Origin of the sequence: Kitasatospora sp. NPDC127111 (genome assembly GCF_042677465.1) — a bacterium.
Classification (GTDB): Bacteria; Actinomycetota; Actinomycetes; order Streptomycetales; family Streptomycetaceae; genus Kitasatospora.
On record NZ_JBHXTG010000052.1, the window covers coordinates 14,830 to 29,088 of the forward strand.

The 14,259-nt window shown below is 71.6% G+C and carries 15 protein-coding genes; 14 read left to right on the forward strand and 1 reads right to left on the reverse strand.

What is annotated here, in order from left to right:
• Positions 1 to 39: 39 nt before the first annotated feature.
• Together ffh and ACFVHB_RS27020 are read left to right on the forward strand one after the other, a co-directional pair.
• Positions 40 to 1,605 carry a signal recognition particle protein gene (gene ffh, locus ACFVHB_RS27015; protein ID WP_380327474.1) on the forward strand — a complete coding sequence of 522 codons (1,566 nt, stop codon included), beginning with the start codon at positions 40 to 42 and terminating at the stop codon, positions 1,603 to 1,605.
• A gap of 260 nt (positions 1,606 to 1,865) precedes the next feature.
• On the forward strand, positions 1,866 to 2,432 hold the full coding sequence (locus ACFVHB_RS27020; protein ID WP_380327401.1) for a GNAT family N-acetyltransferase: 567 nt from the start codon (positions 1,866 to 1,868) through the stop codon (positions 2,430 to 2,432).
• 45 nt (positions 2,433 to 2,477) lie between these two features.
• Here ACFVHB_RS27020 and ACFVHB_RS27025 read toward each other — a convergent pair whose 3' ends face one another.
• The gene (locus tag ACFVHB_RS27025; RefSeq protein WP_380327403.1) at positions 2,478 to 3,302 is read right to left on the reverse strand and encodes a class I SAM-dependent methyltransferase; all 825 of its coding nucleotides are present in this window, start codon (positions 3,300 to 3,302) and stop codon (positions 2,478 to 2,480) included.
• Positions 3,303 to 3,498: 196 nt separating this feature from the next.
• On the opposite strand from ACFVHB_RS27025, the gene proS reads away from it, so the two are divergent.
• From proS to ACFVHB_RS27085, 12 genes are all read left to right on the forward strand, one after another.
• Entirely contained in the window at positions 3,499 to 4,911 is a 1,413-nt protein-coding gene (gene proS, locus ACFVHB_RS27030; RefSeq protein WP_380327405.1) for a proline--tRNA ligase, read from the forward strand.
• A gap of 436 nt (positions 4,912 to 5,347) precedes the next feature.
• The gene (locus tag ACFVHB_RS27035) at positions 5,348 to 5,926 is read left to right on the forward strand and encodes a hypothetical protein (protein WP_380327407.1); all 579 of its coding nucleotides are present in this window, start codon (positions 5,348 to 5,350) and stop codon (positions 5,924 to 5,926) included.
• 663 nt (positions 5,927 to 6,589) lie between these two features.
• Positions 6,590 to 7,018, forward strand: a complete 429-nt coding sequence (gene rpsP, locus ACFVHB_RS27040) for a 30S ribosomal protein S16 (RefSeq protein ID WP_196946892.1) — start codon at positions 6,590 to 6,592, stop codon at positions 7,016 to 7,018.
• 2 nt (positions 7,019 to 7,020) lie between these two features.
• Entirely contained in the window at positions 7,021 to 7,260 is a 240-nt protein-coding gene (locus tag ACFVHB_RS27045) for an RNA-binding protein (protein WP_030306741.1), read from the forward strand.
• Between the two features lie 235 nt (positions 7,261 to 7,495).
• The gene (gene rimM / locus ACFVHB_RS27050; RefSeq protein ID WP_380327409.1) at positions 7,496 to 8,065 is read left to right on the forward strand and encodes a ribosome maturation factor RimM; all 570 of its coding nucleotides are present in this window, start codon (positions 7,496 to 7,498) and stop codon (positions 8,063 to 8,065) included.
• A gap of 95 nt (positions 8,066 to 8,160) precedes the next feature.
• Positions 8,161 to 8,979 carry a tRNA (guanosine(37)-N1)-methyltransferase TrmD gene (gene trmD, locus ACFVHB_RS27055; protein ID WP_380327411.1) on the forward strand — a complete coding sequence of 273 codons (819 nt, stop codon included), beginning with the start codon at positions 8,161 to 8,163 and terminating at the stop codon, positions 8,977 to 8,979.
• A 154-nt stretch (positions 8,980 to 9,133) separates the two neighbouring features.
• Entirely contained in the window at positions 9,134 to 9,484 is a 351-nt protein-coding gene (gene rplS / locus ACFVHB_RS27060) for a 50S ribosomal protein L19 (RefSeq protein WP_063347674.1), read from the forward strand.
• 77 nt (positions 9,485 to 9,561) lie between these two features.
• The gene (lepB, locus tag ACFVHB_RS27065; RefSeq protein ID WP_380327413.1) at positions 9,562 to 10,455 is read left to right on the forward strand and encodes a signal peptidase I; all 894 of its coding nucleotides are present in this window, start codon (positions 9,562 to 9,564) and stop codon (positions 10,453 to 10,455) included.
• Positions 10,439 to 11,416, forward strand: coding sequence for a signal peptidase I (gene lepB / locus ACFVHB_RS27070; RefSeq protein ID WP_380327415.1), 978 nt, complete (start codon positions 10,439 to 10,441; stop codon positions 11,414 to 11,416). The genes lepB (ACFVHB_RS27065) and lepB (ACFVHB_RS27070) overlap by 17 nt, the downstream gene beginning before the upstream one ends.
• Before the next feature lie 245 nt (positions 11,417 to 11,661).
• Positions 11,662 to 12,666, forward strand: a complete 1,005-nt coding sequence (gene lepB / locus ACFVHB_RS27075) for a signal peptidase I (protein WP_380327416.1) — start codon at positions 11,662 to 11,664, stop codon at positions 12,664 to 12,666.
• A gap of 145 nt (positions 12,667 to 12,811) precedes the next feature.
• Entirely contained in the window at positions 12,812 to 13,564 is a 753-nt protein-coding gene (gene lepB / locus ACFVHB_RS27080; RefSeq protein ID WP_380327418.1) for a signal peptidase I, read from the forward strand.
• Between the two features lie 178 nt (positions 13,565 to 13,742).
• Complete coding sequence (locus ACFVHB_RS27085; protein ID WP_380327419.1) at positions 13,743 to 14,216, forward strand: NUDIX hydrolase; 474 nt, start codon at positions 13,743 to 13,745, stop codon at positions 14,214 to 14,216.
• The last annotated feature ends 43 nt before the right edge of the window (positions 14,217 to 14,259 follow it).

A 14,259-nucleotide genomic window follows, 5' to 3' on the forward strand; every position in this document is an offset into this window, starting at 1 on the left:
ACCGTACCGATTCCGATGCCGCAGAGGACCCGCGCCGACGTGTTCGACACCCTTTCCGATCGCCTCGCAGCGACGTTCAAGAACCTCCGGGGCAAGGGCCGCCTGAGCGAGGCGGACATCGACGCCACCGCCCGCGAGATCCGCATCGCGCTGCTGGAGGCGGACGTCGCGCTGCCGGTCGTGCGGGCCTTCATCAAGCAGGTCAAGGAGCGCGCGCTCGGTGCCGAGGTCTCCCGCGCGCTGAACCCGGGCCAGCAGATCATCAAGATCGTCAACGAGGAGCTCATCACCATCCTCGGTGGCGAGACCCGCCGGGTGCGGTTCGCCAAGACCGGCCCCACGGTGATCATGCTCGCCGGTCTCCAGGGTGCCGGTAAGACCACCCTCGCGGGCAAGCTCGGTTTCTGGCTGAAGAAGCAGAAGCACACCCCGCTGCTGGTCGCCTGCGACCTCCAGCGCCCCAACGCCGTCAACCAGCTCCAGGTGGTCGCCGACCGCGCCGGCGTGGCCTTCTACGGCCCGCAGCCCGGCAACGGCGTCGGCGACCCGGTGCAGGTCGCCAAGGACTCGATCGAGTACGCCAAGCAGAAGCAGTACGACGTCGTCATCGTCGACACCGCCGGCCGCCTGGGCATCGACGCCGAACTGATGCAGCAGGCCGCCGACATCCGCGCCGCGGTGAACCCGGACGAGGTCCTGTTCGTCGTCGACGCGATGATCGGCCAGGACGCGGTCACCACCGCGCAGGCCTTCCTCGACGGCGTCGACTTCACCGGTGTGGTGCTCTCCAAGCTCGACGGCGACGCCCGCGGTGGTGCCGCGCTGTCGGTCGCGCACGTCACCGGCCGCCAGATCATGTTCGCCTCCAACGGCGAGAAGGTCGACGACTTCGACGCCTTCCACCCGGAGCGGATGGCCTCGCGCATCCTCGGCATGGGTGACCTCCTCTCGCTGATCGAGAAGGCGGAGGACACCTTCTCGCAGGCCGAGGCCGAGAAGATCGCCGCCAAGCTGCGCGGCGGCCCGAAGCAGTTCACCCTGGACGACTTCCTGTCGCAGCTGGAGCAGGTCCAGAAGATGGGCTCGATCTCCAAGCTGCTGGGCATGCTGCCCGGGATGGGCCAGATCCGCGAGCAGATCAACAACATCGACGACAAGGACGTCAACCGGGTCGGCGCGATCATCAAGTCGATGACCCCGGCCGAGCGCGCCGAGCCGGAGCTGATCAACGGCTCCCGCCGGGCCCGCATCGCCAAGGGTTCGGGCGTCCAGGTCGGCGAGGTGAAGAACCTGGTCGAGCGGTTCTTCGAGGCCCGCAAGATGATGTCGGCGATGGCCTCCGGCAAGGGCATGCCCGGCATGCCGGGGATCCCGGGCATGGGCGGCGGCTCGAAGAAGTCCGCCAAGAAGGCTCCGCAGGCCAAGGGCAAGCGCAAGAGCGGCAACCCGCTGAAGCGGGCGCAGGAGGAGGCCGCGGCCGCCGAGCGGCGCGCGCTCGGTGCGGGCGGCGCCCAGGCGCCGGCCGACGGCGGTGCGTTCGGGCTCGGCGCGGGCAAGGGCCCGGCCGACTTCGAGCTGCCGAAGGAGTTCAAGGACCTGCTGTAGGCGTGGTCCCGCTGCGTGTGCGCGGCCCGTCGTCCGGTTCCCCCGGGCGGCGGGCCGCGCGCGTTCGGTCCTCGGGGTGGGGCAGGGCGGGGGCGGGGGCGGCCTGTGGCCTGCGGGCGGCGGGTCCGGTGCTTCCGGTGGCCGGTTCGGAGGCTCGGTGACGGGTCCGGGGTGGCCGGTTCGGAGGCTCGGTGACGGGTCCGGTGGCGGCCGGTTTGGTGGGTCGGTGACCGGTCCGGTGGCCCCGGTGATCCGTCGGCATGTCCGGGGACGTGGGGGGAGGGGATGATGAGGGGGTGAGAGTGACGATCAGGGCCCCGCGGGCCGAGGACGAGGTGGCGTACGCCGAGGCGGTCCGACGGTCCGCCGCGCACATCGGACGGTGGAACCCGGTCGAGCCGGACGGGCTCCCGGACCTGTTGGAGCGCCAAGGCGCCGGGCTCCGAACGTTCCTGATCATCGATCAGGAGACCGGCGGGCTGGTCGGCAAGGTGAACGTGGCCAACATCGTGATGGGCCGGTTCTGCAACGCTGCGCTCGGCTACGACTCCTACCTCCCGTTCGCCGGCACCGGCCGGATGACCGAGGGCATGCGGCTGGTGCTGGACCGCTGCTTCGCCCCGCAGGCCTCCGGCGGCCTCGGGCTGCACCGGCTGGAGATCAACGTGCAGCCGGACAACGAGCGGTCGGTCGGGCTGGCCAAGCGGCTGGGCTTCCGGCACGAGGGCTTCACGCCCCGGATGCTGTTCCTGCAGGGCGCCTGGCGGGACCACGAGCGGTTCGCGCTGACCGCCGAGGAGTGGCCGGGCTCGGACGCCGCGGCGTAGGCCCCCGCGGGCGGGACGGGGGCGTGCGGGGCGGGGCGGAGCGGGTCACCGGGGCTGCTCGGCGATCAGGTAGCGGAAGACGTTCTCCATCCGGACCGAGCCGTCCGGGCGCAGGTACGGGTGCAGGACCTCGGCCAGCTCCTTCGCCACCAGGGGCAGCCCCGAGAACTCCGCCGCGGCGTCGTACAGGCCGGTGGAGAGCAGCCCGCGCACCGCACTGTCCAGGTCCGGGTAGGCGAACGGGCAGCCGACCCGGCCGCTGCCCGCCGGGCGCAGGCCGGCCGGGGCCAACAGGTCCTCCAGTGCGCCGGGGGAGCTCAGCCCGAACGGGTCGCGCGCCGTGGTGCGCCCGGCCATCCGCCGGGCCACGTCCAGCACGGCCGCGCTCTCGCACCGCTCCGGCGGTCCCCAGGCGGCCAGCACCACGTGCCCGCCGCGGAGCGTCAGCCGGGCCGCTTCGGTCACCACCCGCTGCGGGTCGGCCGCCCCCGGCAACTGCTCGAAAACCGTGACCAGCGAATGGGCCGAGCGGGGGACGGCCGTCGCCGTCCGGGTGCTCGCGCCCACCTGCAGCCGGCGCCCGCGGGCCAGCTCGCGCAGCTCGTCCTGCGGCTCCAGACCGGCGACCTGAGCGCCCCGCTCGGCGGCCAGCAGCAGGGCCAGGCCCGACCGGCAGCCCAGGCCGAGCACGCTGGTCGCCGGGCCGACCTCCAGCCGGTCGTAGACCGCCTCGTAGAGCGGTACCAGCATGCGTTCCTGGATCTCCGCCCAGTCGCGCGCCCGCGCGGGCCACGCGCCCGCGGGCTGCGGGTCGTGCGGGCGCGCGCCCGCGGGTCGTACGGTCGTGCCGGTCGTCCGAGCTGAAGCCATCGCGGCCTCCCATCCGGTCCTTCGGTGTGCTGCTACGGCCTCCCCCAAAGTCCCGCCCCACTCCAGCGAACAGCGGCTCGGGCGCGGCGTCCAGAGGGGTGCAGGGTGGTGCGCGCGTGTCGCGGTCGTGCGCCCCCGGGTGCCGGTCGCGTTACCGATTCGAAGTCAGGGCCCCGCTCCCCGTACCATTCGCCCCATGGCAAAGGCACCCGTTCTCACCCCCCAGGCGGACGACTTCCCGCGCTGGTACCAGGACCTCATCAACAAGGCCGAGCTGGCCGACAACGGTCCGGTGCGCGGCACCATGGTCATCCGACCGTACGGCTACGGCCTGTGGGAGCGGATGCAGCAGGAGATGGACGCGCGGATCAAGAAGGCCGGCGCGCAGAACGCCTACTTCCCGATGTTCATCCCGCAGTCCTACCTGACCAAGGAAGCCGAGCACGTCGAGGGCTTCGCCCCCGAGCTCGCGGTCGTCACCCACGGCGGCGGCAAGCAGCTGGAGGAGCCGGTCGTCGTCCGGCCCACCTCCGAGACGATCATCAACGAGTACTTCTCCAAGTGGGTGCAGAGCCACCGCGACCTGCCCCTGCTGATCAACCAGTGGGCCAACGTGGTCCGCTGGGAGCTGCGTCCGCGCGTCTTCCTGCGCACCACCGAGTTCCTCTGGCAGGAGGGCCACACCGCCCACGCCACGTACGAGGACGCCCGTGACTACGCCTCGATGATCCACACCCAGGTCTACGGCGACTTCATGACCAACGTGCTCGGCATCGACGTCGTGCTCGGCCGCAAGACCGCCAAGGAGCGCTTCGCCGGCGCCATCAACACCCTCACCCTCGAGGGCATGATGGGCGACGGCAAGGCGCTGCAGATGGGCACCAGCCACGAGCTGGGCCAGAACTTCGCCAAGGCGTTCAACACCACCTACCAGCTGCAGGGCGCCGAGCGCGAGTACGTCTGGCAGACCTCCTGGGGCGTCTCGACCCGCATGGTCGGCGGCCTGATCATGTCCCACGGCGACGACAACGGCCTGCGGGTGCCCCCGCGCCTGGCCGCCGTCCAGGCCGTCGTCCTCGCCATCAAGGGCGACGACGCGGTCATCGCCAAGGTCCGCGAGATCGGTGCCGCCCTGGAGGCCGCCGGCGTCCGCGTGGTCGTGGACGACCGCACCGACACCCCGTTCGGCCGTCGTGCCGTCGACTGGGAGCTCAAGGGCGTACCGGTGCGCATCGAGGTCGGCCCGCGCGACCTGGAGAACGGCACCGCGATGCTGGCCCGCCGCATCCCCGGCGGCAAGGAGCCGGTCTCCATCGACGCCCTGGCGTCGCTGCTCCCGGGCGTGCTGGAGGAGGACCAGGCGCTGCTGCTGCGCCAGTCCCGCGAGCGCCGTGAGGCCCGCACCGTCGACGTCAAGGACATCGACGAGGCCGTCGAGGCCGCCGCGACCGGCTGGGGCCGGATCTCCTGGGCCGAGCTCGGCCCGGAGGGCGAGGCCAAGCTGGCCGAGCAGGGCGTCTCGGTGCGCTGCATCGTGGCCGCCGACGGCTCGGTGCCGGCCACGGACGACCAGGACGGCAACATCGCGATCGTCGCGCGCGCCTACTGACGCCCGCGGCAGATCCGGGGATGCCGGAGATGTCGAAAATCCGATGAGTACTGATGAGTAGTGGCGCTCGTTGACAAGCGCCGCCGGGAATTCCGGCGGTAAGCGTCCGGCGCTCGTCTCATCCGTCGACATCCCTACTCACCGGTCAACTCCCGGTATTAACGGAATAGCGGTACGGTGTACGGCCCGTGGCCCTGTCAACTCGACAGGATCATGGGCCGTACGTACGTCCGGGGGGCGACAGCCCGTTCCCCCGGGCGGAAAAGGTGACCAGGCCCGCCGAGCTACGTCGGGCCCAAACGTGCAGGGGGTTGGTCTTGCGACAGAACCGGAACGCGCATTTCGCGCGCGCTTGTACATTCCTGAGAGTTTCCTGGGAAATCCCGGAGAACGGGAACGCGCGGAACATCGGCTCGCACTGCATCGTTGGTCTAGCGTGAGCACGACACAGCCCCTCGTTCTCGCGGCCGAACTGGCCGCCGCCTGGAGCGACATCCAGGCCTTCCACCAGGACCTCCCCGACCTCGCCTCGCCCGAGGCGCTGATCGGCGAGTCCTCCTCGGCCTGTGGTACGCGGCTCGGTTTCGAGCGGCTCCTCCACGAGGCTGCCCACGGTCTCGCCGCGGCCCGGGACATCCGGGACACCTCGCGGGCCGGCCGCTACCACAACCGGCGCTTCCTGCTCCTCGCCTCGGAGCTGGGCCTGGCGCACCCGGTCGAGCCGCACGCGAGCAGCGGCTTCTCCCAGGTGACCATGCTCAAGGAGACGCGGGAGCGGTACGCCGAGACCATCGAGCGCCTGGACCGCGCCCTCGGCGCCCACCAGGAGGCGGTGACCGGGGACGGCGCGTCGCGCGCCTTCCGCGGGCCGGCCGCCCGGCACGGCTCCTCCGGGGGCGGCGTCCGGGTCAAGGCGGTCTGCGGCTGCGGCCGCAACGTCCGGGTGGTGCCGTCGGTGCTCGCGCAGGCGTCCATCGTCTGCGGTGCCTGCCAGCAGCCGTTCAAGATCGCGTAGCTGGTAGGGACGGCGACGTAGCGCAACGCGTACGGCGTAGTGCGACGCGTACGGCGCAGTGCGGCGTAGTGCCTCGTCCGTCATGCGCGAGACGTGGTGCCGCGGTACGGGTGCCACGGAGTGCGCGCACCGCGAGGTGCGCGTGGTGCGGAGCGCCTGCTCCGGTGGCCGGGTGTCCGGCGCCGGGGGCAACGGATGGTTCCGGGAGACCGGTCGGCGGCTGTGCGGGCAGCGGGTCCGGCCGGAGCGGTTGGCGGTACCGAGCGGCATCCGGCCGATCGGTGGTTGTACGTTGGGCTGACCGGGAGCGGGGGCTCCCGGTCGGACCTGCTCCTCTTGCCCCGGCCCTGCTGTGCCGGCCTCTGCGGGCGGCCCCTGCTGTGCAAAGGCCATTGACGTGGTGGCCCTGTTGTGTCGGGCTCTTGCCGTGCCGGCCCCTGGTGTGTCGGCCCCTGTTGTGTCGGGCCCTGCTGTGCCGCGCCGGGCGGCCGGAGGGCGGTCAAGGCGGTTCGCGCCGGTATGGCACAATGGACAGCTGAGTACTCGGCAGCCGAGCAGGACCCCTCTCTCCTACGGCTGGCGTGTCCCTTGAACGGCCCGCCCCGCAACCCCACGCGGTGGTGGAGCTGCTCACCCACGTCAACACCAGGAGAATCCACTCCCGTGGCAGTCAAGATCAAGCTCAAGCGTCTCGGCAAGATTCGCTCCCCGCACTACCGCATCGTCGTCGCCGACGCCCGCACCAAGCGTGACGGTCGCGCGATCGAGGAGATCGGCATCTACCAGCCGACCTACAACCCCTCGAAGATCGAGGTCGACAGCGACCGCGCCCAGTACTGGCTGTCCGTCGGCGCCCAGCCGACCGAGCCGGTGCTCGCCATCCTCAAGCTGACCGGCGACTGGCAGAAGTTCAAGGGCCTGCCGGCTCCGGAGCCGCTGAAGGTCGCCGAGCCGAAGGTCGAGGACTTCTCGCACCTGTTCGCGAAGGCCGTCGCCGGCTTCGAGGACGCCACCACCGGTGTCGCCATCACCCCGAAGGCCAAGAAGTCGGACAAGGCCGAGGCTGAGGCCGACGCCGCCGCCGAGGCCTGATCGTGATCGAGGACGCCCTCGACCACCTGGTGAAGGGCATCGTCGAGCACCCCGACGAGGTGCAGGTGCGTTCGCGCAACCTGCGTCGGGGCAACACCATCGAGGTGCGTGTGCACCCCGATGACCTCGGCAAGGTGATCGGCCGGGGCGGCCGGACGGCGCGCGCACTGCGCACCGTGGTCGGCGCCCTCGGCGGTCGCAACGTCCGGGTCGACCTCGTCGACGTGGACAGCATTCGCTGACGCTGCTGCTCGTTCAGCCGTCAGGCTTGAGGCCGGCCGGGACGCATGTCGTCCCGGTCGGCCTTCGCCGTTCCCCGGTTCGTCCCGGTCCGCGCCCGGCTCATCCGGGTTCCCCGGGCTCGTTGAGCTCGGGGCTCACCGGGCTCCGGGCCGACTGGGCTCCGATCCTTCCGAGCCCTTTCCGTTTCTGATCTTCCTAGGCCTTCCCTAGCACCCATCCAGGAGAACGATCACCGTGCAGCTCGTCGTCGGCAAGATCGGCCGCGCCCACGGCATCAGGGGGGACGTCAGCGTCGAGGTCCGCACCGACGAGCCGGAGCTCCGGCTCGGCCCCGGTGCCGTCCTGCTCACCGACCCCGCGTCGGCCGGGCCGCTGACCGTCGAGTCCGGCAAGGTGCACAGCGGCCGGCTGCTGCTGCGTTTCGCCGGCGTCAAGGACCGCAACGCCGCCGAGGCGCTGCGCGGCACCATCCTGATCGCCGAGGTCGACCCGGACGAGCGCCCGGACGACCCGGAGGAGTACTACGACCACCAGCTGATCGGCCTGGACGTCGTGCTGCTCGACGGGACCCCGGTCGGCGAGCTGACCGAGGTCGTCCACCTGCCGTACCAGGACCTGCTCACGGTGACGAAGCCGGACGGCACGGAGGCGCTGGTGCCGTTCGTCGCCCGCATCGTGCCGACCATCGACCTGGAGAACCAGCGGGCCGTGATCGACCCGCCGCCGGGTCTGATCGACCCGGAGCAGGCCGAGGTCGCGCGCGGCGCGGCCGAGGAGTCGGAGGAGTCGGAGGAGTCGGAGTGACCACCGAAGACCTGTCGTCCGTGTCGGAACCGATGTCCGCGCCGGCACCGTCGTCCGCGTCCGGGCCCGCTGAGTCGTCCTCCGTTCAGGACGGGATGCGGATAGACGTCGTCACGATCTTCCCGGAGTACCTCGAGCCGCTGAACATCTCGCTGGTCGGCAAGGCCCGTGCCCGTGGCCAGCTCGACGTGCACGTCCACGACCTGCGCGACTGGACGTACGACATCCACCGGACGGTGGACGACAGCCCCTACGGCGGCGGTCCCGGCATGGTGATGAAGCCCGAGCCGTGGGGCGAGGCGCTGGACGCCGTCGTCGGCCGCGGCCCGGCGGGGGAGGTGCCCACGCTGGTGGTGCCGACCCCGAGCGGGCGCCCGTTCACCCAGGAGCTCGCCCAGGAGCTCGCCGGGCGTCCGTGGCTGGCCTTCACGCCCGCCCGGTACGAGGGCATCGACCGCCGCGTGATCGAGGAGGCGGCCACCCGAATGCCGGTGGTCGAGGTGTCGATCGGCGACTACGTCCTGGCCGGCGGAGAGGTCGCCGTGCTGGTGATGGTCGAGGCGATCGCCCGGCTGCTGCCCGGAGTGCTCGGCAACGCCGAGTCCCACCGGGACGACTCCTTCGCGCCCGGCGCGATGGCCGACCTGCTGGAGGGCCCGGTCTACACCAAGCCCGCCGAGTGGCGCGGCCGGACCGTGCCGGACGTGCTGCTGAGCGGCAATCACGGCAAGATCGCCCGCTGGCGGCGCGAGCAGGCCTTCGCCCGCACCCTGGCGAACCGGCCCGACCTGGTGGAACGCTGGCAGTACGGCGCCTTCGACAAGAAGGACCGCGAGGCGCTCAGCATCCTCGGTCTGGCCTGGGACGGACAGCTCGGCCGATTTCGGTCCGTGGCCGATGGTGTGGAAGAATAGGCCGCTGCTGTCTGTCGCTGGGCTCCTCCCGTAGGGGTCACGTGGACCGGTGCCCCCGCCACGGGGGGATCACCGCCAGCCGATGCGGCCCGCAGCAGACCCCATTGTGACGAACTTCCGTGGGCGGCCCGTGGCGCCTGCGATGGAGAGCAACATGAGCAACAAGCTCGCTGCTGTCGACGCGGCCTCGCTGCGTAGCGACATCCCGGCCTTCCGCGCCGGTGACACCCTGAAGGTTCACGTCCGGGTCATCGAGGGCAACCGCTCCCGTGTCCAGGTCTTCCAGGGCGTCGTCATCCGCCGCCACGGCGCCGGTGTCGGTGAGACCTTCACCGTCCGCAAGGTCAGCTTCAACGTCGGCGTGGAGCGCACCTTCCCGGTGCACACCCCGGTCGTCGAGAAGATCGAGGTCGTGACCCGCGGTGCGGTTCGCCGCGCCAAGCTGTACTACCTGCGTGACCTCCGCGGCAAGGCCGCGAAGATCAAGGAGAAGCGCGACCGCTGATCCACCGGCCCCCGGTTCCACCCGGGGATCGGAGCGCTCTGGGGGGCGCGGCTGCCGCACGGTAAGCTCAGCCCCCGATGAGCACGCACGAACCACCCGCGGACCGCGACGACAGTCCCGCACCCACCGGTGCGGACTCGCCGTCGCGGTCCGCGGCCGTTTCCACGGTTCCCGCGGAGCCGGAGGTGGTTCCCGCGGAGCCGGGGGCGGAGCTCGCTGCGGGAGCGGGAGCGGGCACAGGGGCGGGCGCGGAGTCGGAGTCGGAGCCGGTAGAAGGGGACGCCGATGAGCCGGTCCGCTCGCGCTCGCGTGACCTCCTTCTGCTGGCCGGCATCTGTCTGCTCACCCTGCTGCTGGTGAACGCCTTCGTGGCGCGGCCGTTCGCGGTGCCCTCCGCTTCGATGGAGAACACCCTGCTCACCGGCGACCGCCTGATCGCGAACCAGCTGGCCTACTCCTTCGGGGGGCATCCGCAGCGCGGTGATGTCGTGGTGTTCGACGGGACGGGCTCCTTCCGGCGGGAGCCGGCCGAGCCGGCCGGCTTCGGGGACGGACTGCGGGGGCTCGCCCGGGACCTCGGACTGGCCCCGGCCGGTGACTCGGTCTACGTCAAGCGCGTCATCGGCGTCGGCGGCGACCGGGTGACCAGTACCGGCCCGGGCGCGCGGATCACCGTCAACGGTGTGCCGATCGACGAGTCCTCCTACCTCGCGCCGGGTGACGAGCCGTCGAACGTGCCCTTCGACGTGGTGGTGCCGGCCGGCGAACTCTGGGTGATGGGGGACCATCGCAGCGCCTCCCGGGATTCGCGCGACCATCTGGGTGAACCCGGCGGCGGCTTCGTGCCGGAGTCCAAGGTGATCGGCCGGGCGGAGTGGGTGGTCTACCCGGTGGGCCACTGGCACAGCCTGGACCGGCCGGCGTCCTTCGCCGCGACAGGGGGGACTGGTGGCCATGGGGACCAGAGGTAGAGGCCGGCTGACCGACCGCCCGGTGCACCGCCCGGCCGGGTACTCCGGCGGCCGCACCGCCACCGGGTCGGTGCGGGAGAGGGCGGGAACGGCGGCGCCGGAGGCCTCGGCGCCGATACGGGGGCGGGCCGAGCGCCGCCGCACCGCCCGCCGCGCGGCCCGCCGCCGCAGGCGTTCCGTGCTGCGCGAGTTCCCGCTGATCGTCTTGGTGGCACTGGTCGTCGCGCTGGTGATGAAGACCTTCCTCGTGCAGGTCTTCGTGATCCCCTCCGGCTCGATGGAGCAGACCATCCAGATCGGGGACCGGGTGCTGGTGGACAAGTTCACCCCCTGGTTCGGTGCCGAGCCGGAGCGCGGCGACGTGGTGGTGTTCAAGGATCCGGGCGGTTGGCTGGAGTCCGATCACCAGCCGTCCACCGACGGGCCGGTGCTGCGCGGTGCCAAGCAGGTCCTCACCTTCGTCGGGCTGCTGCCGTCCGACAGCGAGCAGGATCTGATCAAGCGGGTGATCGGCGTCGGCGGGGACACCGTGGAGTGCTGTGACGAGCAGGGCCGTCTCAGCGTCAACGGCACGCCGGTGGACGAGACCTACCTGTCGCCGGGAAACCCGCCGTCCCGGCAGCCGTTCAAGGTGAAGGTGCCGCAGGGCCGGCTCTGGGTGATGGGTGATCACCGGGACGTCTCCGCCGACTCCCGCTTCCACATGGGGAACGAGGGCCAGGGCACCATCCCGGTGAGCGGAGTGGTCGGCCGGGCGTTCATGATCGCCTGGCCGGTGAACCGGATCCATCAACTTGATGTACCGGCTTCACTCTCCAAGGTGGCGCGGGCCCCGCAGGCTCGCGGAACTGCGCCGAACTCGATGGGGGTTGGGCCGCTTCCGGAGGAACCTCCGCTCGTTATGGGTGTGTTGGGCATCCTTCCGCTTGTCGGCCGCAGGCCGGAGCGTTCCCCGGAGTAGGCCGGTCCGTCCGGCCGCCGGCCGGGCCGCGCGTGTGGGAGCGTCGGCCGGATGCCCCGGAGTGATAGAGAAGTGCTGACGCGGCCGGTGTGCGACAACGGCCGCGTCCGAAGGCTGTGCTGGTGTCAGGTGAGTCCCGGGAGGGCAGCCCTGAGGCGTTCACGGTCGATGGTGGAGCGTGGTGCCCGCTGTGCGGCACTGTGAGCGCGGGCGCGCGGGCGTCCGCACAGCAGGGAGGAGACGTTGTGGGGGATTTGGTGATCGGCGCCCGCTCAGGCGCCGGAGAGCCCGAGGGCTCCGGCGGTCGGGCGGCCCGGTCCACGGAGTCCGCGGTGCCCTCGGCATCCGCCGAGGACTCGGCGGCCCAGTCCGCCGGCGAACAGGGCAACGGCACCGGGGACACCTCGGACGACACTCGGGACGACATGGGGTCGGCGGAGCGGTCGGAGGAGGCGTCCACCGAGAAGGACCGCAAGCAGCGCTCCTTCTGGAAGGAGCTGCCGATCCTGATCGGCATCGCGCTCGTCCTGGCGCTGGTGATCAAGACGTTCTTCGTCCAGGCGTTCTCCATTCCGTCGGAGTCGATGCAGAACACGCTTCAGGTCGGTGACCGCGTCCTGGTGGACAAGCTCACCCCGTGGTTCGGGGCCGAGCCCGAGCGCGGCGAGGTCGTGGTGTTCCACGACCCGGGCGGCTGGCTGGCCGACGAGCCCACCAAGCAGAGCAGCAACTCCTTCGTCCGGGGCGTCCAGGACGTGCTCAGCTTCGTCGGCCTGATGCCATCCGACAACGAGAAGGACCTCATCAAGCGGGTCATCGCGGTCGGCGGGGACACCGTCGAATGCCACGGCGACGGTCCGGTGAAGGTCAACGGGGTCGCTCTCGACGAGCCGTACGTCTACCCGGGGAACACCCCCTGCCAGGTGAAGGACTTCGGTCCGGTGACGGTGCCCAAGGGTTCGATCTGGGTGATGGGCGACCACCGCGGGAACTCGCTGGACTCCCGCTTCCACATGGACCAGCCGGGTGGCGGTGCCGTTCCCGTGGACGAGGTGATCGGCCGCGCGTTCGTGGTGGCCTGGCCCATCGACCGGTGGGCGACGCTCCCGGTGCCGGAGACCTTCGACCAGAAGGGTCTGGCGGCGGCCGCGCCGCTCGTGCCGCCGCTGGCCGGGGCCGTCGGCGCCGTCGGCGTGCTTCCGCTGGTGCGTCGGCTGCGGGACCGGGGGGACCACGGGAAGCAGTCCTGACCTCAGACGGGTCGCCCCCGGGTCTTGCGCGGGCCGTGGTACCGACGAGTAATCTGCTCGGACGTGCCACGGCCCGCCGGGTTTTCCGCCTGTGGCCCCGGCGCACCGTGAGCGTTTCCGGGTCGGCCGGGGTTGGGCGGTATCGATGAGCAGTGTCGTGGAAGAGACGGCGGCGGAGCGCCCGGCTGCCGTCGCGCGGCCTCGGCGCAAGCCCGCCGCGGTGCTGCAGGGCGTGCTGATCGGCCTCGGGCTGCTCCTGCTGGTCGGCGGTTTCGTCGTCATGGCGCTGGACTACCGGCCGTACGGCATCCCGACGGGCTCGATGACGCCCACGCTCAAGGTCGGCGACACCGTGCTCGCCCGGCAGATCGACGGCACGACCGTCGGCCGGGGCGACGTCGTGATCTTCCGCGACCACGCCTGGGGCGGCGAGCTCATGGTGAAGCGGGTGGTCGCGGTCGGTGGTGACACCGTCGCCACCGGGAACGACCAGCGGCTGACCGTCAACGGCAAGCCGGTGGATGAGCCGTACCTCGCGGCGCAGGACTCCCAGGGCACTGCCTTCAGCGTCGAGGTGCCGCCGGGTCGGCTCTTCCTGCTGGGTGACAACCGGCAGGGCTCGATGGACTCCCGCCTCCACCTGGAGATCGACGGCGGCACGATCCCCGCGAGTGAGGTGGAGGCCCGGGTCGAGGCCACCGTGCTGCCCTTCGGCCGCACCGGCCTCTTCGCCCGGACCTCGGCCTTCGACGGCATCGCCGGGCCGAAGGCCGGTGAGCCGGGACCGCTGGAGCCGGCCTTCTACGCCACCGTTGTAGGCGCGGCGCTGATCGTCGTGACCTCCGGGGTGGGCGCGGCGGCGGGCGTCGCGCGCCGACTGCGCCGCCGCGCGGCCTGACCAGTACGACAGCCGCGACCGCAGCCGCCGCAGCCGGGACCGCAGGGACGGCCGCGCCGGCCGCGACCGGCGCCGCCCCCGACCGGGCGGCTCTGCCGAACATCGCCCCGGACGGTCGTGCCGGGTGGCAGGATCGGGAGAGTCAGCGGGACCGATGAGAGGAGGGGGAAGAGCCGTCATGGAGCCGAAGCGTCGCAGAGCGTCCCGGATCCTGCTGCTGGACGGGCGGGACCGCCTCCTCCTCTTCCGGGGATCCGACCCGGCGGTGCCGGACGTCACCTGGTGGTTCACCCCCGGGGGCGGTTTGGAAGCGGGGGAGAGCGTGCGCGACGCGGCGGTGCGGGAACTCACGGAGGAGACCGGACTGCGGGGCGTGGAACTGGGACCGGTGGTTGCGTACGGCACGGTTTCGTTCTCCTTTCGAGGGCAGCGTTACGAGCAGGAGCAGTGGTTCCACCTGGCCCGGACCGCGGACACGGTGCTCGACCACTCGGGAATGGGGGCGGAGGAGCACGCCGAACTACTCGCGGCGCGCTGGTGGACGATCGAGGAGCTGAGGAGAACCGCCGAGACGGTCTACCCCGTCGGGCTGGCGGACTTCCTGGAGCGGCTGGTGGCGGAGGGGCCGCCGGGAACTCCGGTCAGGCTCTGAGGGTGGGTGCGGTGGTCCACAATGGGTGGACGTGACAAGTTGA

Excerpts from the sequence above, each read along its gene's own strand:
- lepB (WP_380327418.1), top strand. The coding sequence starts at position 12,812 with ATGAGCAGTGTCGTGGAAGAGACGGCGGCGGAGCGCCCGGCTGCCGTC.
- rplS (WP_063347674.1), top strand. The coding sequence starts at position 9,134 with ATGAGCAACAAGCTCGCTGCTGTCGACGCGGCCTCGCTGCGTAGCGAC.
- ACFVHB_RS27025 (WP_380327403.1), bottom strand. The coding sequence starts at position 3,302 with ATGGCTTCAGCTCGGACGACCGGCACGACCGTACGACCCGCGGGCGCG.
- trmD (WP_380327411.1), top strand. The coding sequence starts at position 8,161 with ATGCGGATAGACGTCGTCACGATCTTCCCGGAGTACCTCGAGCCGCTG.
- ACFVHB_RS27020 (WP_380327401.1), top strand. The coding sequence starts at position 1,866 with ATGTCCGGGGACGTGGGGGGAGGGGATGATGAGGGGGTGAGAGTGACG.
- lepB (WP_380327415.1), top strand. The coding sequence starts at position 10,439 with ATGGGGACCAGAGGTAGAGGCCGGCTGACCGACCGCCCGGTGCACCGC.
- proS (WP_380327405.1), top strand. The coding sequence starts at position 3,499 with ATGGCAAAGGCACCCGTTCTCACCCCCCAGGCGGACGACTTCCCGCGC.
- lepB (WP_380327413.1), top strand. The coding sequence starts at position 9,562 with ATGAGCACGCACGAACCACCCGCGGACCGCGACGACAGTCCCGCACCC.
- ACFVHB_RS27085 (WP_380327419.1), top strand. The coding sequence starts at position 13,743 with ATGGAGCCGAAGCGTCGCAGAGCGTCCCGGATCCTGCTGCTGGACGGG.